Origin of the sequence: Microbacterium sp. MMO-35, from assembly GCF_037147555.1 — a bacterium.
In the GTDB taxonomy this organism is placed as follows: Bacteria; Actinomycetota; Actinomycetes; order Actinomycetales; family Microbacteriaceae; genus Microbacterium.
The window spans coordinates 654,272-679,022 of record NZ_JBBCVH010000002.1 but is presented as its reverse complement, the minus strand read 5'-3'; the positions used below and the strand labels follow the sequence as shown (position 1 = coordinate 679,022).

Annotated in this window: 22 protein-coding genes; 16 read left to right on the top strand and 6 right to left on the bottom strand. The window is 71.6% G+C overall.

The features are described from left to right. The first annotated feature begins 7 nt into the window (after positions 1–7). The 5 genes from WFJ01_RS06680 (at position 8) to WFJ01_RS06660 (ending at position 3,940) form a co-directional block, all read left to right on the top strand. Positions 8–220: a response regulator gene (locus WFJ01_RS06680; protein ID WP_251442078.1), complete on the top strand. Its 213-nt coding sequence runs from the start codon at positions 8–10 to the stop codon at positions 218–220. Continuing rightward, positions 213–845: a CYTH domain-containing protein gene (locus tag WFJ01_RS06675; RefSeq protein ID WP_295033159.1), complete on the top strand. Its 633-nt coding sequence runs from the start codon at positions 213–215 to the stop codon at positions 843–845. Before WFJ01_RS06680 ends, WFJ01_RS06675 begins: the two co-directional genes overlap by 8 nt. Before the next feature lie 81 nt (positions 846–926). Then, positions 927–2,081, top strand: coding sequence for a type III polyketide synthase (locus tag WFJ01_RS06670; protein WP_336628583.1), 1,155 nt, complete (start codon positions 927–929; stop codon positions 2,079–2,081). Beyond that, positions 2,071–2,811: a methyltransferase domain-containing protein gene (locus tag WFJ01_RS06665; RefSeq protein ID WP_336628582.1), complete on the top strand. Its 741-nt coding sequence runs from the start codon at positions 2,071–2,073 to the stop codon at positions 2,809–2,811. Before WFJ01_RS06670 ends, WFJ01_RS06665 begins: the two co-directional genes overlap by 11 nt. Continuing rightward, a complete protein-coding gene (locus tag WFJ01_RS06660; RefSeq protein WP_336628581.1) occupies positions 2,798–3,940 on the top strand; it encodes an FAD-dependent oxidoreductase in 1,143 nt (380 codons plus the stop codon). The genes WFJ01_RS06665 and WFJ01_RS06660 overlap by 14 nt, the downstream gene beginning before the upstream one ends. A 67-nt stretch (positions 3,941–4,007) precedes the next feature. Here the strand turns inward: WFJ01_RS06660 and lpdA are convergent, their stop codons facing one another. Continuing rightward, on the bottom strand, positions 4,008–5,405 hold the full coding sequence (lpdA, locus tag WFJ01_RS06655) for a dihydrolipoyl dehydrogenase (protein WP_336628580.1): 1,398 nt from the start codon (positions 5,403–5,405) through the stop codon (positions 4,008–4,010). A 112-nt stretch (positions 5,406–5,517) separates the two neighbouring features. Here lpdA and WFJ01_RS06650 point away from each other — a divergent pair, with 112 nt between their 5' ends. The 3 genes from WFJ01_RS06650 (at position 5,518) to WFJ01_RS06640 (ending at position 7,349) form a co-directional block, all read left to right on the top strand. Continuing rightward, positions 5,518–5,994: an FHA domain-containing protein gene (locus WFJ01_RS06650; RefSeq protein WP_251442059.1), complete on the top strand. Its 477-nt coding sequence runs from the start codon at positions 5,518–5,520 to the stop codon at positions 5,992–5,994. Continuing rightward, entirely contained in the window at positions 5,994–6,671 is a 678-nt protein-coding gene (ftsR, locus tag WFJ01_RS06645; protein WP_251442055.1) for a transcriptional regulator FtsR, read from the top strand. The genes WFJ01_RS06650 and ftsR overlap by 1 nt, the downstream gene beginning before the upstream one ends. A 132-nt stretch (positions 6,672–6,803) precedes the next feature. Next, complete coding sequence (locus WFJ01_RS06640; protein WP_251442052.1) at positions 6,804–7,349, top strand: MerR family transcriptional regulator; 546 nt, start codon at positions 6,804–6,806, stop codon at positions 7,347–7,349. 72 nt (positions 7,350–7,421) lie between these two features. Here the strand turns inward: WFJ01_RS06640 and WFJ01_RS06635 are convergent, their stop codons facing one another. Then, a complete protein-coding gene (locus WFJ01_RS06635) occupies positions 7,422–8,231 on the bottom strand; it encodes a ParA family protein (protein WP_251442406.1) in 810 nt (269 codons plus the stop codon). 84 nt (positions 8,232–8,315) lie between these two features. Between WFJ01_RS06635 and WFJ01_RS06630 the strand changes: the two genes are divergently transcribed. The 4 genes from WFJ01_RS06630 to WFJ01_RS06615 all read left to right on the top strand — a co-directional run bounded on the left by WFJ01_RS06630 (position 8,316) and on the right by WFJ01_RS06615 (position 15,162). Further along, positions 8,316–11,729, top strand: a complete 3,414-nt coding sequence (locus WFJ01_RS06630; protein WP_336628579.1) for a pyruvate carboxylase — start codon at positions 8,316–8,318, stop codon at positions 11,727–11,729. 133 nt (positions 11,730–11,862) lie between these two features. Then, positions 11,863–13,839: a MinD/ParA family ATP-binding protein gene (locus WFJ01_RS06625; protein WP_336628578.1), complete on the top strand. Its 1,977-nt coding sequence runs from the start codon at positions 11,863–11,865 to the stop codon at positions 13,837–13,839. Beyond that, positions 13,839–14,330: a peptide deformylase gene (locus WFJ01_RS06620; protein ID WP_251442043.1), complete on the top strand. Its 492-nt coding sequence runs from the start codon at positions 13,839–13,841 to the stop codon at positions 14,328–14,330. Before WFJ01_RS06625 ends, WFJ01_RS06620 begins: the two co-directional genes overlap by 1 nt. 16 nt (positions 14,331–14,346) lie before the next feature. Next, on the top strand, positions 14,347–15,162 hold the full coding sequence (locus tag WFJ01_RS06615) for an isocitrate lyase/PEP mutase family protein (RefSeq protein WP_336628577.1): 816 nt from the start codon (positions 14,347–14,349) through the stop codon (positions 15,160–15,162). A gap of 71 nt (positions 15,163–15,233) precedes the next feature. On the opposite strand, the gene WFJ01_RS06610 is transcribed toward WFJ01_RS06615, so the two are convergent. Continuing rightward, positions 15,234–17,060: an AMP-dependent synthetase/ligase gene (locus WFJ01_RS06610; RefSeq protein ID WP_336628576.1), complete on the bottom strand. Its 1,827-nt coding sequence runs from the start codon at positions 17,058–17,060 to the stop codon at positions 15,234–15,236. Between the two features lie 169 nt (positions 17,061–17,229). Here WFJ01_RS06610 and WFJ01_RS06605 point away from each other — a divergent pair, with 169 nt between their 5' ends. Both WFJ01_RS06605 and WFJ01_RS06600 read left to right on the top strand, forming a co-directional pair. Continuing rightward, on the top strand, positions 17,230–17,919 hold the full coding sequence (locus tag WFJ01_RS06605; RefSeq protein WP_251442033.1) for a lysophospholipid acyltransferase family protein: 690 nt from the start codon (positions 17,230–17,232) through the stop codon (positions 17,917–17,919). A 38-nt stretch (positions 17,920–17,957) separates the two neighbouring features. Then, positions 17,958–19,292, top strand: a complete 1,335-nt coding sequence (locus WFJ01_RS06600; RefSeq protein WP_251442030.1) for a class II 3-deoxy-7-phosphoheptulonate synthase — start codon at positions 17,958–17,960, stop codon at positions 19,290–19,292. Between the two features lie 150 nt (positions 19,293–19,442). On the opposite strand, the gene pknB is transcribed toward WFJ01_RS06600, so the two are convergent. After that, positions 19,443–21,377: a Stk1 family PASTA domain-containing Ser/Thr kinase gene (gene pknB, locus WFJ01_RS06595; protein WP_251442027.1), complete on the bottom strand. Its 1,935-nt coding sequence runs from the start codon at positions 21,375–21,377 to the stop codon at positions 19,443–19,445. 187 nt (positions 21,378–21,564) lie between these two features. Beyond that, positions 21,565–22,590, bottom strand: a complete 1,026-nt coding sequence (locus WFJ01_RS06590; RefSeq protein ID WP_336628575.1) for a LysM peptidoglycan-binding domain-containing protein — start codon at positions 22,588–22,590, stop codon at positions 21,565–21,567. Between the two features lie 172 nt (positions 22,591–22,762). Between WFJ01_RS06590 and WFJ01_RS06585 the strand changes: the two genes are divergently transcribed. Further along, positions 22,763–23,113 (top strand): Rv2175c family DNA-binding protein, encoded by a 351-nt coding sequence (locus WFJ01_RS06585; RefSeq protein ID WP_251442022.1) that lies wholly within the window; start codon positions 22,763–22,765, stop codon positions 23,111–23,113. Positions 23,114–23,151: 38 nt separating this feature from the next. Here WFJ01_RS06585 and WFJ01_RS06580 read toward each other — a convergent pair whose 3' ends face one another. Next, positions 23,152–24,174 carry a polyprenyl synthetase family protein gene (locus WFJ01_RS06580; protein ID WP_292886344.1) on the bottom strand — a complete coding sequence of 341 codons (1,023 nt, stop codon included), beginning with the start codon at positions 24,172–24,174 and terminating at the stop codon, positions 23,152–23,154. A 198-nt stretch (positions 24,175–24,372) separates the two neighbouring features. Here WFJ01_RS06580 and WFJ01_RS06575 point away from each other — a divergent pair, with 198 nt between their 5' ends. Continuing rightward, positions 24,373–24,744 carry a DUF3040 domain-containing protein gene (locus tag WFJ01_RS06575; RefSeq protein WP_251442020.1) on the top strand — a complete coding sequence of 124 codons (372 nt, stop codon included), beginning with the start codon at positions 24,373–24,375 and terminating at the stop codon, positions 24,742–24,744. The last annotated feature ends 7 nt before the right edge of the window (positions 24,745–24,751 follow it).

Below are 24,751 nucleotides of genomic sequence, written 5' to 3'. Positions count from 1 at the left end.
TGAGCACATGGCACTCGCACGGCTTCACGGCGGCCCGCTCGACGGGCAGATCATCCCCCTCGGATCCGCGGACGACGAGATCGCGGTCCCCTACAGCGAGACGCTCCTCGTCTACAACAAGCGGGGCGAGCCGACGCACACCGGGGAGCACGACGGGCCCACCGAGTTCGAGTACTGGTACCAGGGATCCCAGGACGACCTCAACCCCGCGGATGTCTGAGCCGTCCCGCACGGTCGAGGTCGAGCGCAAGTACGACGTGGACGGCAGCACCCCGCTGCCGTCGTGGGACGCGATCCCCGGGGTCGACGCGGTCACCGAGGGCGAGCCCCGTGCGCTGGACGCACGCTATTTCGACACCGCCTCGGGAGACCTCGCGCGCGCCGGCGTCGCGCTGCGGCGCCGCACCGGGGGGCCGGACGAAGGCTGGCACGTCAAGGGCCCCCGCACCGGCGACGGCCGCATCGAGCTCGGCTGGCCGCTCGGGGAATCGGACGAGCTGCCGCCGCAGGTCGCGGAGTTCGTCGCCCAGTGGACCACGGCACCGCTGATCCCGCTCGCCCGCATCGAGAACGCGCGCACCGCCTACCTCCTCACCGGCCCCGACGGCGTGGTCGCGGAGTTCGTGGACGACCGCGTCCGCGGCACGGACCTGCGCCTTCCGGCCGGCCTGCCCGCCCCCGCGCCGCGCGAGTGGCGCGAATGGGAGATGGAGCTGGGGCCCGCGGCTCCCGCCGATGAGGCGGGCCGGAGCGCCTTCTTCCTGGCGGTGGAGCGGGCCGTCGCCGCTGCCGGGGGACGCGTCTCCCCGTCCGGCTCGAAGCTCGGCCGCGCGCTCGGGTTCTGAGCCGCACGGCGAACCCTACCGTGCCCGACGAGGATCCGCCCGGGGGTTCCGAGGACGCTGCCGGCGTGCTTGAGTGACAGCATGAGCAGCCCCGCGGTGCTGAGGTCCCTGCAGACGGTCGTCCCGGAGACGGTCCTGCATCAGAACGAGGTGCGCGACGTGTTCGCCGCGCAACCGGAGCTGTCCCGCCTCGCGCGGCGCCTCGTGACCGCCTCCTTCGACGGCTCGGGCATCGACACCCGGCGCACGGTGCTCGACGAGCTCACCCTGGCCGACACGGGGGCGGACCCCGTCTTCTTCGACCGGTCCACGGGAACGCTGCTGTCTCCGGGCACCGGGGTGCGCAACGACGTCTACGTGCGGGAGGCGCGTCGGCTGTTCGTCGCGGCCGCCCGCGCCGCACTCGAGGCGGATCCGGAGATCTCGCCGGCCGATATCACGCATGTGATCACGGTCTCGTGCACCGGGTTCCACGCCCCGGGGCCGGAGTACGAGATCGTCCGCGCGCTCGGGCTCGCGGATTCGGTGCAGCGCTTCCACCTCGGCTTCATGGGCTGCTACGCGTCGATGCCGGCGCTGCGGGCGGCGAGCCAGTTCTGCGCGGCCGATCCCGACGCGGTGGTGCTGGTGGTGAGCGTCGAGCTGTGCACGCTGCATCTGCGCTCCTCGGAGGATCCGGATGTGATCGTCGCCTCCTCGCTGTTCGCCGACGGAGCGGCCGCGGGCATCGTCACCGCGCGTCCGTCCGCGGCACCGGGCCTGAGGCTCGACCGCTTCCACACGGCCATCGCCCCCGAAGGGGAGAAGGACATGGCGTGGACGATCGGCGACCGCGGCTTCGAGATGATCCTCTCCACCGGCGTTCCCCAGATCATCGGGGCGACCATCGTCGAGGCGCTGCGCCCGCTGTACGCGGGGGAGCTGCGCGCGCCGTTCGACGGCGGCGCGATCGGCGAGCACGTGCGGCACTGGGCGATCCATCCCGGCGGGCGCAGCATCCTCGACCGGGTGCAGGATCGGCTCGGCCTGAGCGATGCGCAGCTGCACCCCGCCCGGGAGACGCTGCGGACGCAGGGGAACATGTCGAGCGCGACCGTGCTGTTCGTCCTGCGCCGGATCCTCGAACAGGAGGACGCGCGCGACGGCGACAGGGTGTCCGCGATGGCGTTCGGCCCCGGCCTGACGGCGGAGAGCGCGCTGATGACCGTGGTCGGCGCGGAAGCGGATGGGCGCTGACCTCTCGACGCGCGCCGTAGGCGTGCGCGAGCTCATGGACGACCCGTCCGCGGATCCCGGGATGCTGGAGCGCACCTACCGGCGCTTCGGCGCGGTGAACGCGGTGGTGTCGCGGCCCGGCTCGGTCTACCGCGCGGACGTGCGTCCGCGCGCTCGCCGCCGGCGCGCCCTGGGCGGCGCTCCGGTGCGCATCCTCGACGTGGGCGCCGGGGGCGGCGATCTGTGCCGGGCGCTCGCCGTGCGTCTGCGGCGCGACCGCCTGGATGCGGAGATCACCGCCCTCGACGTCGATCCCCGCGCCGTGGCCTGGGCGTCCGCGCACGACGGGGGCGCCGGCGCGGTCTACCGATGCGCCTCGTCGTCGGATCTGGTCCGCGCCGGCGAGAGATTCGACATCGTGCTGTCGAACCACGTGCTGCACCATCTGGACGCGGCGGGTCTCGCGGGGATGCTCGAGGACACCCGCCGCCTCGTGCCGGAGGACGGGCTCGTCGCGCACCACGACATCGCCCGGAGTCGTCTCGCGAGCGCGGCGTTCGCGGCGGGCACCTGGCCCTTCTCGGGCAATCTGCTGGCCGGATCCTTCATCCGCGCCGACGGGCTGACCAGCATCCGCCGTTCCTACACGGCCGCCGAGCTGGCCGCCGCGGCGCCTCCGGGATGGGTGGTCCGCCGCGGCTTCCCCTCCCGGCTGCAGCTGCGCTGGGAGCCTGCCGATGCCGCCGGCTGAGCCGAGGCTCGATCACGGTGTCGTCATCGTGGGAGCCGGTCCCGTGGGGCTGCTGCTCGGCTGCCTCCTCGCCCAGGGCGGCGTGGACGTCGCGCTCTGCGAGCAGCGCGACGGCGACGACGTCCGCAGCCGGGCGATCGGGATCCATCCGCCGGGACTCGCGATGCTCGACCGCGCCGGGGCCGGTGCCGCGGTGCGGGCGGAGGCTCTCGCCCTCGCCGGCGGCGAGGTGCTCAGCCGCGGGCGGGTGCTGGCATCGCTCGCCTTCCCGGCCGATCGCCCGGTGCTCGTGCTGCCGCAGCGCCGCACCCACGCCCTGCTGAGCCAGCGGCTGGATCGGCTGTCGCCGGGGGCGCTCCGGGCCGGCTGCTCGGTGAGCGGGGTGCGCGACGAGGGCGGTTTCGTTCGCGTCCGTCTCGACGCCGAGGGGAGGCGGAGGGAGCTCACCGCCGCCTTCGCGGTGATCGCGGACGGCGTGCACAGCGGACTGCGCACCGGGCTCGGCCTGGGCTGGCGGCGGCGGGCCGGCAGCGCGCGGTACGCGATGGCCGATGTGGCGGACCCGGATGTCGGCGCCACGGCTCTGCTCCATTGCGGACCCGGCGGGCTCGTGGAGTCGTTCCCGCTGCCGGGCGGGGTGCGGCGCTGGGTGGTGCGCGCCGCAGAGGACGAGGACATCGGCACCGCGGCCGGCTTCCGGGCGGCGATCCGCGTGCGCACCGGGGCGGATCCGGCGATCGGATCCGATGTCGTGCCGGTCGCGTTCACGGCGAGGCAGCACGTCGCGCGTGCTCCTGCGCGCGGACGGATCGCGCTGCTGGGCGACGCCGCGCATGAGATCAGCCCGATCGGCGGACAGGGCATGAACCTCGGCTGGGCCGACGCCGGGAGGCTGGACGCCGCACTGCGCGCCGCCCTGGCAGACGGCCGGGCGGACCTCGGCGACTACGGGCGCCGTACCCTGCGCGCCGCCCGGGGCGCACAGCGCCGCAGCGCCTTCTACATGGCGATGGGCGCGCCGGCGCGGCACGGGCTTCCGCTCCTCGCGCGGGAGCTCCTCATCCGCTCGCTGGGATCCGCGCCGCTGCGCCCGTGGGCGGCCGGACTGGTGACGATGCGCGGCCTGTGAGCGCCCCGGACGCACCGAGGGCCGGCCACGCACGCGGCGTGACCGGCCCTCGGCCGATCGGATCCGATCAGAGGTTGATCATGTGGCCCGCGAGGCCGTGGAACGCCTCCTGCAGCGCCTCCGACAGCGTCGGGTGGGTGTGCACGTTGCGCGCGGCCTCGAGGGCGGTGAGGTCCCACTTCTGGGCCAGGGTCAGCTCGGGCAGCAGCTCCGAGACGTCGGGGCCGATCAGGTGACCGCCGATGAGCTCGAGGTGCTCCGCGTCCGCGATCAGCTTGACGAAGCCCACGGGCTCGCCCAGGCCGTTCGCCTTGCCGTTCGCGCTGAACGGGAACTTCGCGACCTTGATCTCGCGGCCCTCGGCGCGCGCCTGCTCCTCGGTGAGACCGAAGCTGGAGACCTGCGGCTGGCAGAACGTCGCGCGCGGCATCATCCGGTAATCGCCCAGCGTCATGGTCTCGGCCTTGCCGATGGTCTCCGCAGCGACCACGGCCTGCGCCTCGGCCACGTGGGCGAGCTGCAGCTTGGTGGTCACGTCGCCGATCGCGTAGATGCCCTCGACGTTCGTGCGCATGTGGTCGTCGATGTCGATCGCGCCGCGCTCGGTGAGCTTCACGCCGGTCTTGTCCAGGCCGTAGCCGTCGACGTTCGGGGCGAAGCCGACCGACATCAGCACCTTGCCGGCGGTGATCTCGCCGGGCTGGCCGTCGCGGGTCTCGTAGGTGACGTGCACGGACGAGCCGTTGTCGGTGACGGTCTTCACCGCGGTCGAGGTGAGGATGTCGATGCCGAGCTTCTTGTACTGCTTCTGGATCTCCTTGGAGACCTCGACGTCCTCGTTGGGCAGGGCGCGGTCGAGGAACTCGATGATGGTGACCTTGACGCCGTAGTTCGCCATCACGTAGCCGAACTCCATGCCGATGGCGCCGGCGCCGACGATGACGATCGACTCGGGAAGGTCGCGGGTGAGGATCTGCTCCTCGAAGGTGACGACGTTGTCGCTGAGCTGGACGCCGGGCAGCAGGCGGACGGTGGATCCCGTCGCGATGATGACGTTGTCGAACGTCACCTCCTCGGTCGTGCCGTCCGACTTGGCGACCGAGATCGCCTTCGGGCCCGTGAAGGTGCCGCGTCCGTCGTACTCGGTGACCTTGTTCTTCTTCATGAGGAAGTGGATGCCCTTGACGTGGGTCTCCGCGACCTTGCGGCTGCGATCGAACGCCGCTCCGAAGTCGAAGTGCACGTCACCCGAGATGCCGAAGAACTCGGCCTTGTGGGTGAAGGTGTGCGCGATCTCCGCGTTCTTGAGGAGTGACTTCGAGGGGATGCACCCCACGTTGAGGCAGATGCCGCCCCAGTACTTCTCCTCGATGATCGCGGTGGAAAGGCCGAGCTGGGCGCTGCGGACGGCGGCGACGTAGCCGCCGGGGCCAGCGCCGAGGATGACGACGTCGTAGTGTGGCATGCCCTCAGCCTACCGTTCGGCGACACCGCTCCGGGCGGAGGTTGCGGGCCGGATCCTGCTCCCGATGGCGGCGGGCTTCCGATAGGCTGGAACGCCAGAGGAGGGGTGCACAGTGACTGAGAACGACGTTCCCGAAGGCGCCGTCCGCCGCGGCGGAGAACCCGCGCACGACACCACGCAGACGTTCGGACACGACTCCGACCTGTCGTTCGTCCCGTTCGGCGCCGAGCTGACGGAGGTCGAGCAGGCGGCGATCGCCGCGCTCCCTTCCGGTTCCGCGCTGCTGCTGGTCCGCTCCGGCGCTCTCGCCGGAGCCCGGTACCTGCTGGACACGGCGGTCACCACGGTCGGCCGGCACCCGGAGGCGGACATCTTCTTCGACGATGTCACGGTCTCGCGCCGTCACGCCGAGGTCATCCGCACCGGCACCGCGTTCGAGATCATCGATCAGCGGTCGCTGAACGGCACCTACGTCAACGGCGAGCGCGTCGACCGCAGCCCGCTGGGCAACGGCTACGAGGTGCGCGTCGGCAAGTTCCGGCTGAACTTCTTCGCCTCGCCTGTGGATCTCGCGCAGGCGAACTCCTGATGGCGGCGTCGGCCGCCGAGCGCACCGCCCCGACCGGGCTGCTGAGCATCGGCCAGGTCCTCGCGCGCCTGACGCCCGAGTTCCCCGACGTGCGCGCCTCGAAGCTCCGCTTCCTCGAGGAGAAGGGGATCGTGAACCCGGTGCGCACCGCGTCCGGGTACCGCAAGTTCTCCGCCGCCGACCTCGAGCGGATCCGCGTCGCCCTCACCCTGCAGCGCGATCAGTACCTGCCGCTCAAGGTGATCCGCGAGCATCTCGACGCGCTCGAGGCGTCGGGCGGCGCCCCGGTCCTGCCGGCGTCGATCGTGCAGGGGCCGCGCCGCTACCGCCGTGACGAGCTCGTCAGCGCGGCCGGCGCGACGCACGCCCTGCTCGGCGACGCGGTGTCCAGCGGCATGCTGCCGGCCGCCGAGGCGTACCCCGAGTCCGCGGTGTCGCTCCTGCGCGCCCTGGTCGCCCTGGACGGGCACGGGATCGGACCGCGCCACCTGCGGCCGCTGCGGCAGAGCGCCGAGCGCGACGTCGCCCTGGTGCAGTCGGCGCTGTCCGCGCTGCTGCGGCGCACCGACACCCCGTCGCGTGCCAGGGCCAGCGAGATGGCTCCCGAGCTGGCATCCCGGCTGGACGAGGTGCGCGCACTCCTCGTCAAGGACGGCATCGGCCGGCTGCTGTCGTAACGAACTGGTTGCGACACACCCCTCGCTCCGCCCGGATGTCGTTGTCGCCGGAGACCTGCTGTTCTAGCGTGGAGTCATCGACTTTCAGGTTGTGGTTGAAGGATTGTGTGCCTTCAGGATGAGGAGGAAGCCATGAGCGCCGACGAACGGGGCGACGCACCGTCGTTCGGGGACGACCTCCTCTTCACCGACGGCCTCCCGGCGATGGACGACGAGGTGGGGTACCGCGGAGCGGTCGCCGCCCGCGCGGCCGGCATCACCTATCGTCAGCTGGATTACTGGGCGCGCACCGAGCTCGTCGTCCCCACCGTCCGCGGGGCGAGCGGTTCCGGATCCCAGCGCCTGTACGGCTTCCGGGACATCCTCGTCCTCAAGCTCGTCAAGGAGCTGCTGAACACCGGGATCTCACTGCAGCAGATCCGCACCGCGGTGGACCAGCTCCGCGCCGCGGGCATCCGGGACCTGGCTGGGACGACGCTCATGAGCGACGGCGCCTCGGTGTACCTCTGCACCTCGAACGACGAGGTGATCGACCTCCTCAGCCGCGGTCAGGGCGTCTTCGGCATCGCCGTGGGCAAGGTGTTCCATGAGGTCGAGGCGACGCTCGTCGAGTTCGACGCGCTGGTGCCCGACCCGATGGACGATCTCGCCGCACGCCGCGCCCGCCGCTCCGCCTGAGCCGCTCCCGCGACGAGAAGAGCCGGTCCCCGAGGGGGAACCGGCTCTCGTCGTCTCAGGGGCGCCCGGCGCTCAGGCGCGGGTGTCCTCCGGCAGTGCGATGCGTCCGGTGCGGATGACCCGGTCCAGCAGGGTGTCGAAGTCGGCCGCGAGCTCCTGCGCGGAGTCGCCGGGCCAGATGTGCAGCGGCTTCGCGGCGCCCTGCGCCTGCTGCAGGGAGGTGCGCTCGGGGAGCTGGGGGCTCAGCACCAGCGGGCCGAACATGTCGCGCAGCTCCTTGATGCGGAACTGGTGCTCGATCGACTGGGGGCGCACGCGGTTGACCACGATGCCGAGCGGCTGCAGCCGGGGGGAGAGGCCGCGGCGGATCTCCTCGATCGCGCGCAGGGCGCGGTCGGCGGCGGCGACGGAGAACAGCCCCGGCTCGGTGACGACCATGACGCGGTCGCTCGCGGCCCACGCGGTGCGGGTGAGCGCATTCAGCGACGGCGCGCAGTCGATGAGGACGAGGTCGTAGTCGGCCTCGACGGCGGCGAGCGCCTCCTCGAGCTTCCAGACGTCGCGCACGCTCGGGTGCGGCCCGTCGAAGTTGATCGCGGACGGGCTGCCGATGAGCACGTCGATGGTCCCCGGATGCACCTTCGCCCAGCCGGAGGACGTGATGGCCTGACGGACCACCTTCTCCTTGGGGTTGGCGAGGACGTCGGCGATGTTGAGCCGCCCGGCGACCTGGATGTCCATGCCCGTCGAGACGTCGGACTGCGGGTCGAGGTCGACCACGAGGGTCCGGACGCCGCGGGCGAACGCCGCCGAAGCGAGGCCGAGGGTCACGGTCGTCTTTCCGACACCGCCCTTGAGGGAACTGACGCTGAGTACGTGCACGGAGACCACGTTACCTTCCTCTAGGCTGAGGACACACTCAGCCCCCCGATGCGCGTCGTCGCGCAGAACAGTGTTCGAGGTGCCATGTTCCAGAAGATCCTTGTGGCCAATCGTGGTGAGATCGCCATCCGCGCGTTCCGAGCCGCATTCGAGGTGGGAGCGAAGACGGTCGCCGTCTTCCCCTGGGAGGACCGTGGATCCCTCCACCGTCAGAAGGCGGACGAGTCCTACCAGATCGGCGAGGTCGGGCACCCGGTGCGCGCCTATCTCGATGTGGACGAGATCATCCGGGTGGCCCTGTCCAGCGGTGCGGACGCGATCTACCCGGGGTACGGCTTCCTCTCGGAGAACCCGCAGCTGGCCGCCCGCGCGGCGGAGAACGGCATCGCCTTCATCGGGCCTCCGGCGCACGTGCTGGAGATGGCCGGCAACAAGGTGACCGCGAAGCAGCATGCGGTCGCGGCGGGCGTGCCGGTGCTGCGGTCGACCGATGCCTCCGACGACGTCGACGCACTCGTCGCGCAGGCCGAGGCCATCGGCTTCCCGATCTTCGTCAAGGCGGTCGCGGGCGGCGGCGGACGCGGCATGCGCCGGGTCGAGTCGCTCGGCGATCTGGCCCCGGCGCTGGCCGAGGCCATGCGCGAGGCGGGGAGCGCGTTCGGCGACCCCCGGGTCTTCCTCGAGCAGGCGGTGCAGCGACCCCGCCACATCGAGGTGCAGATCCTCGCCGACGGCGCCGGGAACACGGTGCATCTGTTCGAGCGGGACTGCTCCGTGCAGCGGCGGCATCAGAAGGTGGTCGAGATCGCGCCGGCGCCGAACCTCGACGACGAGACCCGCAACGCCCTGCACGGATACGCGGTCGCCTTCGCCCGGTCGATCGGCTACGAGAACGCCGGCACGGTCGAGTTCCTGCTGGAGACCGCGGGGGAGCGCGCGGGCGAGGTCGTGTTCATCGAGATGAACCCGCGCATCCAGGTCGAGCACACGGTCACCGAGGAGGTCACCGACGTCGACCTCGTGCAGTCGCAGATCAGGATCGCCGCGGGCGAGACGCTCGCGGACCTCGGGCTGGAGCAGGACGACATCCAGCTGCGGGGTGCGGCGCTGCAGTGCCGCATCACGACCGAGGACCCGGCCCAGGGCTTCCGTCCCGACACCGGTCGCATCACGACGTACCGCTCGCCGGGCGGGGCCGGCATCCGTCTCGACGGCGGCACCACGGCCGCAGGATCCCAGATCAGCCCGCACTTCGACTCGATGCTCGCCAAGCTCACCTGCCGAGGCCGCGACTTCCCCGCCGCGGTGGCGCGGGCCAAGCGCGCGCTCGCGGAGTTCCGGATCCGCGGGGTCTCCACCAACATCCCCTTCCTTCGTGCGGTGCTCGACGAGCCGGCGTTCGTCGTCGGCGACCTGTCCACGCTGTTCATCGAGGAGCGGCCGGGGCTGGTCACCAGCAACCCCTCGAGGGACCGCGCAACCCGCCTGCTGAACTGGCTCGCCGATGTCACGGTGAACCGGCCCTACGGGGACAAGCCGCTGTCGCCGTCGCCGGGCAGCAAGCTCCCCGCGATCGACCTGAGCGCGGCGCCGCCGGCGGGCGCCCGGGATCGGCTGCTCCAGCTCGGCCCGGCGGGCTTCGCCCGTGCGCTGCGCGAGCAGACCGCCCTCGCCGTGACCGAGACGACCTTCCGCGATGCGCACCAGTCCCTGCTCGCCACGCGGGTGCGCACCCGCGACCTGGTGCGCGTCGCGCCGCATGTGGCGCGCATGACCCCGCAGCTCCTCTCGATGGAGGCCTGGGGCGGTGCGACCTACGACGTCGCCCTGCGCTTCCTCGCCGAGGATCCGTGGGAGCGCCTGGAGGCGCTGCGGGCCGCGATGCCCAACATCCCGCTGCAGATGCTGCTGCGCGGACGCAACACCGTCGGGTACACGCCGCGTCCCGTCGGGGTGACGAACGCGTTCGTGCGCGAGGCCGCGGCGACCGGCGTGGACATCTTCCGCATCTTCGACGCCCTCAACGACGTGTCGCAGATGCGCCCGGCGATCGACGCGGTGCTGGAGACCGGCACCGCCGTCGCCGAGGTCGCGCTCTGCTACACGGGCGACCTGCTGGATCCGGCGGAGGACCTGTACACCCTGGACTACTACCTGCGCCTCGCGGAGCAGATCGTCGAATCGGGTGCGCACATCCTCGCGATCAAGGACATGGCGGGGCTGCTGCGGCCCGCCGCGGCAGCACGGCTCGTCGCCGCCCTGCGGGAGCGCTTCGACCTTCCGGTCCAGGTGCACACGCACGACACCGCGGGCGGTCAGCTCGCGACGCTGCTGGCCGCCAGCGCGGCCGGCGCCGACGCGGTCGACGCGGCCGCGGCGCCGATGTCGGGCACCACGAGCCAGCCGTCGCTGTCCGCGCTCGTGGCGGCCCTCGCCCACACCGAGCGGGACACCGGGCTGGACCTGCAGGCCGTCGGCGACCTCGAGCCCTACTGGGAGGGCGTGCGCCAGCTCTACCGTCCCTTCGAGTCCGGGCTGACAGCCCCGACCGGACGGGTCTACCACCACGAGATCCCGGGCGGGCAGCTGTCCAACCTGCGCCAGCAGGCGATCGCGCTCGGCATGGCCGACGACTTCGAGCGGATCGAGGACATGTACGCCGCCGCAGACCGGATCCTGGGCCGGATCCCCAAGGTCACCCCGTCGTCGAAGGTCGTCGGCGACCTGGCCCTGGCGCTCGTCGCGGCGGGGGCGGACCCCGCGGACTTCGAGGAGAACCCGCAGAACTACGACATCCCCGATTCCGTGATCGGCTTCATGGCCGGTGAGCTGGGCGATCTCCCCGGCGGATGGCCGGAGCCGTTCCGCACCAAGGCGCTCGCCGGCCGGACGGTGTCGATCGATGTCGTCCCGATCACCGCGGAGGAGCAGCAGGCCCTCGACGGCGAGAGCCGCGAGCGTCGGCAGACCCTCAACCGCGTGCTGTTCCCGGGACCGGCGGCGGAGTTCGAGCGCACCCGCGCGGCGTTCGGGGATCTGTCCGCCCTCGGGACCCCGGACTACCTCTACGGACTGGTGCCGGGCGAGGAGCACGTGGCGGAGATCGACCCGGGTGTGCAGCTCTACGTCGGCCTCGAGGCGATCGGCGAGGCGGACGAGAAGGGCATCCGCACCGTCATGACGACGCTGAACGGACAGCTGCGGCCCGTGTTCGTTCGGGACCGCTCCGTCGCGGTCGACGCGCGCGAGGTCGAGAAGGCCGACACCTCGAAGCCGGGCCAGGTTGCCGCACCGTTCTCGGGCGTCGTCACGGTCAAGGCCGAGGTCGGCGACGCCGTTCGCGCCGGGGAGCCGGTGGCCTCGATCGAGGCGATGAAGATGGAGGCGGCGATCACCGCACCCGTCGACGGCGTCATCGAGAGGCTCGCGATCGGCGCCACGCAGCAGGTCGAGGCAGGGGACCTGATCGTCGTCATCCGGCCGTCGCAGCCGGCGTGAGGAGTCCGGAGGGCGGCAGCGCGATGCCGCCCTCCGGAACCCGCCGTCGTGTGCGCCCCCGTCGCCGTGCACTAATCTTGTGCGGGCGATGCGCTCCCCACCGGGGCGCGCCGCGGGGGAGAGACAGACCAGCATGAGCACAGAACGCAGGAACACGCAGGGCGAAGACGCCGAGGAGACGCTCGGCGTGCTCGACAGCACGGGCGCCATCAGCACCGCCGGCATCGGATTGCTCGGCGGGGCGACGGCGCAGGTCCCGGTGACGCTGCCCTCGGCCGACGACGAGGACCTCGTCGATGACGACGTCACCGAGGGCGAAGCCTTCACCGATCTCGTCCTCGAGGCCGATCCCGCAGCCTTCGTCCGCGAGGACGACGGCATCGGGCGGATCCATCAGGGCACCGGCGTCCCGGACATCGTGATCGAGATCCCGGCGCCCGTCGCCGAGGAGACCGTGGTCGTCGCCGAGCTCGTCGAGGGGGACGAGACGGATGAGGTCGACGACGAGCCGACGGACGCCGCCGAGCAGGCCGACGCCGACGAGCAGGCCGACGCCGCCGAGCAGATGACGGACTCCGAGGTCGACGACGAGCTCGCCGAAGCCGAAGCCGAGCCTGCCGAAGCCGCTGACGAGCCCGCCGCGGCCGAAGCCGAAGCCGAAGCCGAAGCCGAGGGTCATGTGGACCCGGACGCCGCGGAGGCGCCGTACGACGCCGTCGCGACCGATGCGCCCGTGCCGGAGGACTCGAGCACGGCGCAGGAGTCGCACCCGAGCGCGCCGCGCTCGCCCGACGGCGAACAGCCGGAGCGCCCGGGGTACGGCGCGCAGGCCCCGTCCCAGGACGAGGCCGGCACGGCAGCCGTCGAGCCGCAGGACGAGTCGGAGACGGACGCTACCGAGGAGCCCGCGCGCGAGGAGCCCGCGCGCGTGGAGCCCGAGGCCGCGGCAGCCGAGAGCCCCGTGAGGGAACCTGCGCCGGCCCCGGTCCGCGCCCCCTGGCCCGCGCCGTCGCCGATGACGCTCCGCCCGGTCGAGCCGCGTCCGACGCCGGCGGCACCTCCCGCATCCGTCCCCCGAGCGGAGGAGCAGACCGTGAACGGAGACGCCGTCCCCGCGCCGGAGACGGAGCTCGCCTCGCGCCGTCTCGACCAGCTGGGCGACCGCGAGCGCGAGAGCGCCGATCTGCTGACGGCGGACCGGCTGCTCGACACCTCGCGGCTCGCGGGGCCCGAGCCCGAGGGCCTGTGGAGCCATCTGCTGTACACGATCTCCGGTCGTCGCATCAACCTCGGCGACGGCAAGCGCGCCCAGCAGCGGAAGGCGCTGAGCGCGCGCATCGCCGCGCCCCTTCCCGGCACGGCGCGCTTCGTGCCGGTGCTGAGCCGCAAGGGCGGGGTCGGCAAGACCACGGTGACCGCGCTGCTCGGCATGGCCCTCGCCGACGCGCGCGAGGACCGTGTCATCGCCGTCGACGCGAACCCCGACCGCGGGACGCTCGCCGACCGCATCGCGCGCACGAACAGCAAGACCGTGCGGGACCTGGTGCGCATCCACGATCAGGTCACCGGCTACCACGACATCTCGGCGGTGGTGTCCCGTGACGCGACCCGCCTGGACGTGCTGGCATCGGACACGGACCCGCGCGTCTCGGAGGCGTTCAACGACGAGGACTACGACCAGGTCGCGTCCGTGGCCGCGCACTACTACTCGCTCGTGCTGACCGACACCGGCACCGGCATCGTGCACTCCGTCATGGCCGCCACGCTGGACCGCGCCGACACGATCGTGATCGTCACCGGTCTCAGCGTCGACGAGGCGCGCCTCGCCTCCGAGACGCTCACCTGGCTCGAGACGAACGGGTACGCGGACAAGGTGCGGGAGGCGGTCGTCGTCCTCAACCAGTCCAGCCCGGGGTCCCCGATGGTCCGGCTGAGCGAGCTCGAGGCGCATTTCCGCACGCGCGTGGCGCACGTGCTGCGCGTGCCGTACGACGCGCGGATCGCCGCGGGCAGCGCCATCTCCTTCGCCGCACTCCAGCCCGAGACCCGGCAGGCGGCGCGCGAGCTGGCCGCCGTCGTGGTCGAGGGCCTGAGAGCGCAGGCCGCCTGATGACGGTCCGCGAGATCCGCCTCTTCGGAGACCCGGTGCTGCGCACGGTGTGCGCGGAGATCGAGACCATCGACGACGGCGTGCGCGCCCTCGTCGCCGACCTCGTCGACAGCGTCGAGCTGCCCGGCCGAGCCGGCGTCGCGGCGCCGCAGATCGGCGTGGCGCTGCGCGCCTTCAGCTACAACATCGACGGAGACATCGGCTATGTGCTGAACCCGGTGCTGGTCGAGGTGCGCGGGGAGCCCGTGCCCACCGGCGAGGGCTGCCTGTCGGTGCCCGGCCTGTGGCACGACGCGCTGCGCCACCCCTGGGCGCGGGTCGAGGGGATCGACCTCGACGGCGAGCCCGTGGTGCTGGAGGGGGAGGGCCTGCTCGCTCAGGCGCTCCAGCACGAGACCGACCACCTGGACGGCAAGGTCTATCTCTCCCGGCTGGATCCCGAGACCCGGAAGGTCGCGATGCGCGAGGTGCGCGAGAGCTCCTGGTTCTGATGCGGGAGGGATCGGCATGACGGTTCCGGCGGCGCAGCGCGCCCGGGCGGACGGGTTCCGCTCGCTCCACGTCCCGGGGGATCCGCTCGTCCTCGTCAACGCCTGGGATCCCGTGTCGGCCAGGATCACCGAGCAGGCCGGCGTGCGTGCGATCGCGACGACGAGCGCCGGGATCGCCTGGGCGAACGGCGGCGCCGACGGGCACCGCCTCGACCGTGACGCCGCGCTGCGTGCCCTGCAGCGGATCGTCGTCGCGGTGGACGGCAGGCTTCCGGTGACGGCGGATCTGGAGGACGGCTTCGGAGCCGGGCCGGCGGCCGTCGCCGAGACCGTCGCGGAGGCCGTCGCCCTGGGCGTCGTGGGCGTCAACCTCGAGGACTCCCTCCGTGCGCCGGGCGAGCAGGCGGAGCGACTCGCCGCGGCACGCGCCGCAGCGGACGCGTCGGGGTGCAACCCCTTCATCAACGCGCGGATCGACACGCATTCCCTGCTCGGCGACGCCGAGCGGTGGATGAGCGAGACCGTGCTTCGCGCTCGCGCGTACGCCGAGGCGGGCGCCGACGGGATCCTCGTGCTCGGCGCGGTGTCCACGACGGCGCTGCGAGCGCTGGTCGGTGCGGTGGAGGTACCCGTGAACGTGGCTCTCGACGCGACCACGCTCCCGGTCGCAGAGCTCGCCGAGGCGGGCGCCGCGCGGATCAGCGTGGGATCCGCGGTCGCGGAGGCCGTTCATGCGGCGACTCTCCGCATGGCGCAGGAGGTCGTGAACGCGGGCGTCGCGACCGAGACGGCGCAGCGGCTGTCGTGGAGCAGGCTCAACGACCTGTTCTGACGCAGCCGCGGATTCGGGCAGGAGGAAGGGCCCCGGGGGAATCCCCGGGGCCCTTCCTCCTGCTCGCGCGATCAGCCGAGCGGCACCGTGGTGGTGGCGGTGGTCTCGTTGTAGATCTCGGCGACCTGCGGCGCGAAGTCCTTCATGATCACGTTGCGCTTGATCGAGAGCTTGGGCGTGAGGTGCCCGCTCGCCTCGGTCCACTCCGACGGCAGGATGGTGAACTTGCGGATCGATTCGGCGCGCGAGACCCGGGTGTTGGCGACGTCGATCGCCCGCTGCACCTCGCCGCGCACGGCGTCGTTCTTCGCCGCGTCGGCGAGGGACATGTCGGCGGGAAGGCCGTTGTTCGCCAGCCAGGTTGGCAGCATCTCCGGGTCGAGCGTCACGAGCGCCGCGATGAAGGGCTTCTGGTCGCCGACGACGACCACCTGGCCGACGATCGGGTTCGCCCGGATCGGGTCCTCGAGCGCCGCGGGGGAGACGTTCTTGCCGCCGGCGGTGACGATGATCTCCTTCTTGCGGCCGGTGATCGTGAGGAACCCCTCGTCGTCGAAGGAGCCGAGGTCGCCGGTGCGGAACCAGCCCTCGTCGAACGCGGCCTCGGTCGCCTCCGGGTTGTTCCAGTACTCCTTGAACACGTTGATGCCGCGCACCTCGATCTCGCCGTCCTCGGCCAGGCGGATGCCCACTCCGGGGAGGGCAGGGCCGACGGTGCCGATCTTCGACTTGTGCGCCGTGTTCACGGTGGCCGGAGCGGTGGTCTCGGTGAGGCCGTAGCCCTCCAGGATCGTGATCCCGAGGCTGTGGAAGAAGTGGCCGAGCCGGGCGCCCAGCGGCGCGGATCCGGAGATCGCGTACTGCACGTTCCCGCCCATCGCCTCGCGCAGCTTCGCGTAGACGAGCCGGTCGAACAGGGCGAACTTGATCCTCATGCCGAGCGGGATCCTCGCCCCTTCCTCGACCAGGCGCGAGTGCTCGATCGCGGTCGCGGCGGCGGCGCGGAAGATCTTGCCCTTGCCGCCGGCCTCGGCCTTCTGCTCGGCGGAGTTGTAGACCTTCTCGAACACGCGGGGCACGGCGAGGAGGAAGGTCGGCTTGAAGGATCCGAGCGCGGGGAGCAGCTGCTTCGTGTCGGGCTGGTGGCCGGTGCGCACGCCCGCGTGGATGTCGAGGATCGAGATGAACCGCGCGAAGACGTGCGCCGTGGTGATGAACAGCACGGTGGACGCGCCCTGGATGGAGACGACGTCGTCGAGCGACTTCGCGGCGTTGCGGGAGAGCTCCACGAAGTTGCTGTGCGTGAGCACGCAGCCCTTGGGGCGGCCCGTGGACCCGGAGGTGTAGATGAGGGTGGCGATGTCCGCCGCGTTCGCGATCGTGCGCCGGCGCTCGATCTCCTCGTCGGCCACCTCCGCCCCCTGGGCGGTGAGCTGGGCGATCGCGCCGAGGTGCATCTGCCAGACGTCGCGGACGAGCGGGAGGTCGCCGCGCACCTCGTCGAAGCGCGTGAAGTGCTCCGGGGACTCGACCATGAGCGCGATCGCTCCCGAGTCCTCCAGGATCCACTGGATCTGCGCGGGGGAGCTGGTCTCGTAGATCGGAACCATGACCGCGCCCGCATAGAACAGCGCGAAGTCGACCAGGGTCCACTCGTAGGTCGTGCGGGCCAGGAAGCCGACCTTCTCGCCGGGCTGGATGCCCGCGGCGGCGAAGCCCTTCGCGAGCGCGATCACCGCGGCACGGAAGTCCGCGGCGCTGATGTCGCGCCACCCGGCGCCGTCTGGCACCGAGAACAGCGCGAGATGGGGGGTCTTCTGCACCCGCTGCTCGAGGAGGTCGGTGATGTTGTCCTCGGGGGCGGCTTTGACGATCGCGGGGACTTCGAACTGGACCACGGCAACTCCTTCGGGGCCGGACGGGTACATGCTTCCCAGGAGTCTATGCCATGGGACGCCTGGGGAGAGGGCGACCAGGATGAGATTGAGTCGCATGATCGGTGAAACTGCGTCGCAGGATCCGAACCGCCTCTCGTCCTCGTCGCGGCGGCGGGATAGACTGCGGGCGATGATCTACTGGTTCATGAAGTACATCGCCATCGGCCCGCTGGTGAAGGCGATCTTCCGCCCGTGGATCGTGGGCCGTCAGCACGTGCCCGTCACGGGCGCCGCGATCATGGCGAGCAACCATCTGTCCTTCTCGGACTCGATCTTCCTGCCGCTCATGCTGGACCGGAAGATGTCCTTTCTCGCCAAGAGCGACTACTTCACCGGCCGGGGCATCAAGGGCTGGGCCACGCGGATGTTCATGAAGGGCACCGGGCAGCTGCCCATCGACCGCTCGGGCGGCAAGGCCTCCGAGGCCTCCCTGAACACCGGTCTCGGCGTGCTCGGGCGGGGCGACCTGCTCGGCATCTACCCCGAGGGCACGCGCAGCCCCGACGGCAAGCTGTACCGGGGCCGCACCGGCATCGCGCGGATGGCCCTGGAGGCGAAGGTCCCCGTCATCCCCGTCGTGATGGTCGACACCGACATCGCGATGCCCACCGGGCAGCGCATCCCGCGCATCATGCGGGTCGGGATGGTGATCGGCGAGCCGCTCGACTTCTCCCGTTATGCGGGCATGGAGAACGACCGCTACATCCTGCGCTCCGTGACCGACGAGATCATGGTCGCGCTGCAGCGTCTGGGGGAGCAGCACTACGAGGACGTCTACGCCTCCACGGTCAAGGAGCGCCTGGCCGCGCAGGCTTCATAGAGCGATCCGCACCCTTTCCGGCACCCTAGGATGGGGGGATGCCTCAGCCTCTCGATCTCGACTCGTGGCGCGCCCTCCCGATCAAGCAGCAGCCGCAGTGGCCCGACGCCGAGCGCGTCGCCGAGGTCTCCTCGCAGATCGCCGCGCTGCCTCCCCTCGTCTTCGCCGGTGAGGTGGACAACCTCCGCGAGCGCCTCGCGCGCGCTGCGAGCGGGAACGCCTTCCTGCTCCAGGGAGGCGACTGCGCCGAGACCTTCGCCGGAGCCACGGCCGACCAGATCCGCAACCGGATCAAGACGGTGCTGCAGATGGCGGTCGTGCTCACGTACGGCGCGTCCATGCCCGTGGTGAAGATGGGGCGCATGGCCGGGCAGTTCGCCAAGCCGCGCTCGAGCGACACGGAGACCCGCGGCGACGTGACGCTGCCGGCCTACCGCGGCGACATCGTCAACGGCTACGACTTCACCGAGGGATCCCGCGAGGCGAACCCCGGTCGTCTGCTGCAGGGGTACCACACCGCCGCGTCGACGCTGAACCTCATCCGCGCCTTCACCCAGGGCGGATTCGCGGATCTCCGCGAGGTGCACTCCTGGAACAAGGGCTTCGCGCAGAACCCGGCCAACCAGCGCTACGAGCGCATGGCCGCCGAGATCGACCGCGCCATCAAGTTCATGGAGGCCGCCGGTGCGGACTTCGACGAGCTCAAGCGCGTGGAGTTCTTCACCGGGCACGAGGGCCTGCTGATGGACTACGAGCGTCCGATGACCCGCATCGACTCGCGGACGCTCACGCCGTACAACACGTCCGCGCACTTCCTCTGGATCGGCGAGCGCACCCGCGAGCTCGACGGCGCGCACGTCGACTACTTCGCGAAGATCCGCAACCCGATCGGTGTGAAGCTCGGTCCGACCACGAGCCCCGAGACGGCGCTCGCGCTCATCGACAAGCTCGACCCGAACCGCGAGCCGGGGCGCCTCACCTTCATCACCCGCATGGGCGCCGGGAAGATCCGCGACGCGCTGCCGCCGCTGCTGCAGGCCGTGAAGGACTCCGGGGCGCAGCCGCTGTGGGTCACCGACCCCATGCACGGCAACGGCATCACGACGCCCACCGGGTACAAGACCCGCCGGTTCGACGACGTCGTCGAGGAGGTGCGCGGCTTCTTCGAGGCGCACCGCGCCGTCGGCACCTTCCCGGGCGGCATCCACGTGGAGCTCACCGGCGACGACGTCACCGAGTGCCTGGGCGGATCCGAGCAGATCGACGAGGCGGCGCTCGCGACCCGGTACGAGTCGCTGTGCGACCCGCGACTGAACCACATGCAGTCGCTCGAACTCGCCTTCCTCGTCGCCGAGGAGCTCGAGAAGCGCTGACGCGCGGATCCCCCCGGGTCGTCGAGCGAGGACGCGGGGAGCGCGACCGAGACGAAACGCGGTGCTCTTGCGAGAGTGCCGCGTTTCGCGTCGCTCTGCCTTCGGCAGCGCGCGCTCGACGCCCCGGGAACGGGGCGGGAGCGCTCCGGGTCAGCCGCTGACCTTGACGCGGATCGTGGAGTTCTTGTCCACGCTGTCGCCGGCCTTCGGATCCGTGGACGTGACCTGGAACAGGCTCCACGCGATCTCGGGAACGCTCGTCTGCGGGTTGAGCCCGGCGTCGCTCAGCGTCTTCATCGCATCCGCGAGGTTCGCGCCGACCACGTTCGGCACCGTGATCGGCTCCGGTCCCTTGGAGACGTTCAGCGTGATGGTGTCGTCGGGACGCCAGTTCCCGCCGCCCTCGCGGTCGCCGTAGCCGATCACGCGATCCTTGGGCACGGAGTCGCTGTACGAGTAATTGGAGTCGGGGTTCACCTTGAGGCGCACGGCGGTGAGCTTGCTCGTCGCGTCGCCGACCGTCATGCCCGAGACGTCCGGCACCGCACCCAGCGACACCAGGAGACGGATCTGGTCTCCCTCGAAGACGCTGCACCCCTCGCCGCACTCGTATCCGGCGGCCCCGGAGCGCGGGGTGACCTCGGCGTTGATCACGATCCCGCTGTCGGCGCCCGAGAACAGGGCCACGGAGTCCTGCATCTCCAGGTGGAAGGGCGCCAGCGCCTTCTTCGCCTGGTCCTCGGTCATCGCGTCGAGCCGGGGGAGGTCGTGCTTCGCGGGGCCGGCCGAGATCATCACGGTGATCCTGGCCTTCCGGTCGACGCGGGCGCCCGCGCCGGGATCGGTCCGGATCGCCTGACCCGCGGGGACCGTGATCGAGTTCTCGTTGCCCTGGACGGGCGTCATCCCGTCCTTCGTGATCGCGGCGGCCGCGACCTCCCAGGTCTTGCCCGCGACGTCGGGGACGGACAGCTTGGACCCGGGACCGGATCCGAACCACCAGCCGGTGCCGCCTGCCGCCACGGCGAGCAGCAGCACGAGCACGAGCAGCAGTGCCCCGCGCGATCGTCGATGCGCGGTGCGACGGCGCAGCAGCGTCGCATTGTCCAGCGGGGTCTCCGCGACGGGCGCGGCCGCCGTCGCGGACGCGGGCCCGGGCAGTACGAGGGTCTGATCCGCGGTGTCGCGCAGCGGCAGGGCCGTGGTCTTCGCCGTCGTCGCGGTCGGCGTGGGGGTGACGCCGAGCTCGCGTTCGATGACGCGCAGCCGGTCGAGCATCTCCTGCGCGTCGGCGGGACGCTCGTCGGGGGTCTTCTCGGTGGCCCAGAGCACGAGCTCGTCGAGCTGCTCGGGGACGCCGGGATTGCGGACGCTCGGGCGCGGCACGGAGTCGGTCGCGTGCTGGAAGGCGATCTGCATCGGCTGCTCGCCCTTGTAGGGCTGCTCTCCGGTGAGCATCTCGTACAGCATGATGCCGAGGGCGTAGATGTCGCTGCGGGCGTCCGCCGTGCCGCGGGTGACGAGCTCGGGCGCGAGGTAGGCGATCGTCCCCATGAGCTGCGCGCCCGAGGCGGTGTTCGCCGTGGTCGCGCGGGCGAGGCCGAAGTCGCCGATCTTGATCCGCCCGTCCTCGGCGAGGAGCACGTTCTCCGGCTTGACGTCGCGGTGCACGATGCCGGCGCGATGCGCGGCGGCGAGACCCGACAGTACGGCGTCCATGATCGTGACCGTCTGCGCGACGGTGAGGCGGCGCTGCTCCCGCATCAGCTCGCGCAGGGTGATCCCGGGCAGGTACTCCATGACGAGGTAGGCGAGCTCGCCGTCCTGGCCCTGGTCGAACACGTTGACGACGTGCGGATCGGCCAGTCGTGCGGCCGCCCTGGCCTCCTGGATGAACCGGCTCTGGAACACCGAGTCGTCGCTGAGGTGGCCGTGCATGACCTTGAGCGCGATCCGGCGCTCCAGGCGCAGGTCGGTCGCGACGTAGACGGTGGCCATGCCGCCGCGCGCGATCCGCGCGCGGACGCGGTAGCGACCGTCGACGAGCCGCCCGATGAGGGGGTCGGCTTGTTGGCTGGTCGTCACGACAAGATTCTAGGGAGAACTCGCTGAGAGCCCCGGGAGCGGCTCGCGTGCGGGCTCGTTTCCATCATGCGGATCCGGAATCCGTCCGGTCGCCGGTGGTGCCCCGAGCAGGCGCGGACCCCGGATTCCCGGGGCGGTCGACGACCGATCACGGGGTGCGCAGGCCCTGGACGTGCGGTCCTGAGGATCAGCCGAGAGCCGCGAGCCAGGCCTCGGCCTGCGGCTGCCACAGGTCGTAGCGTCCGGGGAACGCCGAGACCTGCACCTCCTGCGCGGCGGCGCCGAAGCCCAGATCCTCCCACCCCGGGATGTCGAGGAGGCCGTTCGTGTGCGCGGCGCCGGTGAAGAAGGTGCGGGCGGCGTACGACGGGTCGGCGATCTGCTCCGGCGTGCCCCACCCCGTGCTCGGACGCTGCTGGAACAGCCCGATCGAGTCGCGGTCGCCACCGGGGGCGTTCGTGAGGCCGGACTCGACCATGGCCGTCGCGAGGGCGATCGCGATGCCGCGTGCGGGCACGCCGAGCTCGCGTCCGGTCCGGATGATGAGCAGCGCGTTCGCCGTCTGCTCGTCGTCGAGCACGACCGGGGGAGCGGAGTAGGTGTCGAGCGCGGCGGGCGTCGGGGCATCGGGCGCGGCGGGCGCGGAGGCGGGAGTCGGGGCGGACGCGGGAGCCGGTGCGGACAGCCGCAGCGTCTGCCCGGGATAAATGATCGAGTCGGGGGACAGGCCGTTCGCCGCGAAGAGGTCGGCCAGGGCGATCCCGTGCCGTTCCGCGATCGACCACAGAGTGTCGCCGGCGGCGACCGTGCACTCCGAGGCCGGCGCATCGGCGACGGGAGCTGCCGGAGCCGGGGCCGGAGCGGGCGCGGTCTCGACGAGGGAGAGGGTCTGCCCCGGATGGATGATCGAGTCGGCCCCCAGGCCGTTGGCCTGGTAGAGGGCGGCGACCGTGGTGCCGTGCGCCCGGGCGATGTCCCAGAGGGTGTCGCCGTCCTGCACCGTGTACTCGGTGGCCGGGACGACCTCGGCGGGCACGCTGCGCGACGCGAGCGCGGCCAGCGCCGCTCCGGTCGGCAGAGCGGTCAGCGGCGGCAGTGCGGAGAACGTCTGCGCCTGTGCGGGTGCGGACACGAGCGCACTCGCCACGGCCGTCAGCAGCACCGTCGGAGCGGCGACGCCGAGAGCGCGTCGCTGGGTCGTTGTGGTCGTCATGGATCCCCCGATTCTGACGTTCCCGCAGAGGCGCAGCGGTGCGCATCGGCCCCTCGACGCTGGCACGGAAGTCATCGCAAGTCAACACAAGTGACAGATGTGAAAGGAGTGATCGTCCGGCGAGGAGCCCGCCGACGACCGTGCCGGGCCGTCGGGATGAGAACATTGCAGGGTGTCTGAATCAGAGATCCCGACCTCCGAGGTCGAATGGCTGACCCTTCCCGACCTCGTCGAGCTCCTGGGCGAGTCGCTCGGTCGCGTGCATCGCCTCTTCGACGAGCAGCACCTCGTCGGGTCGCGGCGCAACGGGGCGCTGGCCGTCCCCGCGCTCTTCCTCAAGGACGGTCAGCCGCTCGGTTCCCTGCGCGGCACGATCATCGCCCTGAAGGACGCCGGTTTCAGCGATGACGAGGTCATCGACTGGCTCCTCGCCGACGAGGAATCCATCGGCCGGTCGCCGATCGCCGCACTGCGGGATGGGCACAAGAGCGAGGTGCGCCGGGTCGCCCGGACCCTCGCCTGAGCCGTCCTCGACGGTCCCGGGGCGGGCTCCGCGGCCGGTCAGGCCGTGCGCTGGGTCGCGTCGCGGGCGAGTCCCCTCAGCAGCTCGAGCGCGCCGGCGTCGAGGGGGGCGCCCCGGAGCGCTTCCTCGCCGGCGGACGCGTACTCGGAGATGAGCTGCTCCATCCGGTGCAGCGCCCCGGATTCCGAGATGATCGCCTGCAGGCTCGCGATCTGGTCGGCGGTCAGTTGCGGGTCGCCCAGAAGCTCGTCGACGACGCGGCGTCCCTGCGGCGCCAGCGCCTGGCGCGTCCAGGCGATGAGCAGGGTGCGCTTGCCCTCGCGCAGGTCGTCGCCGGCGGGCTTGCCCGTGAGCCGCTCGTCGCCGAAGACGCCGAGCACATCGTCCCTGAGCTGGAACGCCATGCCGAGCGGGTGCCCGAAGGCGCGCAGCGCCTCCTGCTGAGCCTCGTCGGCGCCCGCGATCGCCGCACCGATGAGGAGGGGCTGCTCGACGCTGTACCGGGCGGCCTTGAGCGAGACGACTCGCAGCGCGCGTTCGGCATGGTCGTCGTCGTCGTTGACGCTCCAGGCGGACTCCTCGGCGATGTCGAGGAACTGCCCGATGGTCACGTCCCGTCGCATCCGGGCGTACTCGGCGCGGACGGCCGCGGCGTGCGCGCTGGCCGCGATGCCGGCTTCGAGCAGATCATCGCTCCAGGCCACGAGCAGGTCGCCGAGGAGGACGGCGGCCGCACGGCCGAATTCGCCGGCACTGCCGCTCCAGCCCTGCCCGCCGTGCGAGGCCTCGAAGGCGCGGTGGGCCGAGGGGCGGCCCCGGCGGGTGTCGGAGTTGTCGATCAGGTCGTCGTGCACGAGCGCCGCGGACTGGAAGACCTCGAGCGCGGCGCAGGCGTCCCAGAGCGCGGCCGGCTCCTGGTCGATCCCCTGGAGGCCGGCGACCGAGGCCCATCCGGCGTGACAGAACCGGGCGCGCAGGCGCTTGCCGCCGCGCAGCGTGGCCTCCGCCGCGGAGACGAACGCCGAGGCGTCCGGCCCGTAGGATGCGGTCTCCTCGCGCATCCGGACGAGCCAGGCGTCGAGACGGGTGGAGACCTGGTCGATCACGGAGGAGGAAGCCACGGAATCAGCCTACCGAGCGGCGTGCGCGCCGGGTGGGCCGCCCGTGCGGCGAGGTGATGACCAACTCCCAGCGGAATCCCTACCCTGGTGCATCCACACACGCGTAGACTGAGCGGAAGACCACCCGAGGGGGACGAAATGCCACTCTCCGAACAGGAGCAGCGCCTGCTCGATGAGATGGAACGCCATCTCATGCAGAACGACGCCGACGTCGTTTCCGCGCACGCCGGAGACCGCGCGCTCAGCTATCGCAATCTGATCTACGGAGCCCTGTTGCTGCTGGCCGGCGTCGGCGGCCTGATCGTGGGCGTCGTGGTGGGCAACATCGGCGGGATCATCATCGGGGTCGTCGCGTTCGCGGCGATGCTCGGCGGACTGATGCTCGCCCTCACTCCCGTCCGACGCTCGGGCGACCGCGATGCCGCTGCCGGCTCGACCTCGAAGGAGTCATCCCCGTCCTTCATGGACCGGATGAACGATCGCTGGGATCGGCGCCACGAGGAGCACTGACCTCCGC

What these genes read in the sequence shown, in the direction of transcription:
- WFJ01_RS06680 (WP_251442078.1), top strand. Translation starts at nt 8, where the DNA reads ATGGCACTCGCACGGCTTCACGGCGGCCCGCTCGACGGGCAGATCATC.
- WFJ01_RS06675 (WP_295033159.1), top strand. Translation starts at nt 213, where the DNA reads ATGTCTGAGCCGTCCCGCACGGTCGAGGTCGAGCGCAAGTACGACGTG.
- WFJ01_RS06670 (WP_336628583.1), top strand. Translation starts at nt 927, where the DNA reads ATGAGCAGCCCCGCGGTGCTGAGGTCCCTGCAGACGGTCGTCCCGGAG.
- WFJ01_RS06665 (WP_336628582.1), top strand. Translation starts at nt 2,071, where the DNA reads ATGGGCGCTGACCTCTCGACGCGCGCCGTAGGCGTGCGCGAGCTCATG.
- WFJ01_RS06660 (WP_336628581.1), top strand. Translation starts at nt 2,798, where the DNA reads ATGCCGCCGGCTGAGCCGAGGCTCGATCACGGTGTCGTCATCGTGGGA.
- lpdA (WP_336628580.1), bottom strand. Translation starts at nt 5,405, where the DNA reads ATGCCACACTACGACGTCGTCATCCTCGGCGCTGGCCCCGGCGGCTAC.
- ftsR (WP_251442055.1), top strand. Translation starts at nt 5,994, where the DNA reads ATGGCGGCGTCGGCCGCCGAGCGCACCGCCCCGACCGGGCTGCTGAGC.
- WFJ01_RS06640 (WP_251442052.1), top strand. Translation starts at nt 6,804, where the DNA reads ATGAGCGCCGACGAACGGGGCGACGCACCGTCGTTCGGGGACGACCTC.
- WFJ01_RS06630 (WP_336628579.1), top strand. Translation starts at nt 8,316, where the DNA reads ATGTTCCAGAAGATCCTTGTGGCCAATCGTGGTGAGATCGCCATCCGC.
- WFJ01_RS06625 (WP_336628578.1), top strand. Translation starts at nt 11,863, where the DNA reads ATGAGCACAGAACGCAGGAACACGCAGGGCGAAGACGCCGAGGAGACG.
- WFJ01_RS06620 (WP_251442043.1), top strand. Translation starts at nt 13,839, where the DNA reads ATGACGGTCCGCGAGATCCGCCTCTTCGGAGACCCGGTGCTGCGCACG.
- WFJ01_RS06615 (WP_336628577.1), top strand. Translation starts at nt 14,347, where the DNA reads ATGACGGTTCCGGCGGCGCAGCGCGCCCGGGCGGACGGGTTCCGCTCG.
- WFJ01_RS06605 (WP_251442033.1), top strand. Translation starts at nt 17,230, where the DNA reads ATGATCTACTGGTTCATGAAGTACATCGCCATCGGCCCGCTGGTGAAG.
- WFJ01_RS06600 (WP_251442030.1), top strand. Translation starts at nt 17,958, where the DNA reads ATGCCTCAGCCTCTCGATCTCGACTCGTGGCGCGCCCTCCCGATCAAG.
- WFJ01_RS06590 (WP_336628575.1), bottom strand. Translation starts at nt 22,590, where the DNA reads ATGACGACCACAACGACCCAGCGACGCGCTCTCGGCGTCGCCGCTCCG.
- WFJ01_RS06580 (WP_292886344.1), bottom strand. Translation starts at nt 24,174, where the DNA reads ATGCGCGAGGAGACCGCATCCTACGGGCCGGACGCCTCGGCGTTCGTC.
- WFJ01_RS06575 (WP_251442020.1), top strand. Translation starts at nt 24,373, where the DNA reads ATGCCACTCTCCGAACAGGAGCAGCGCCTGCTCGATGAGATGGAACGC.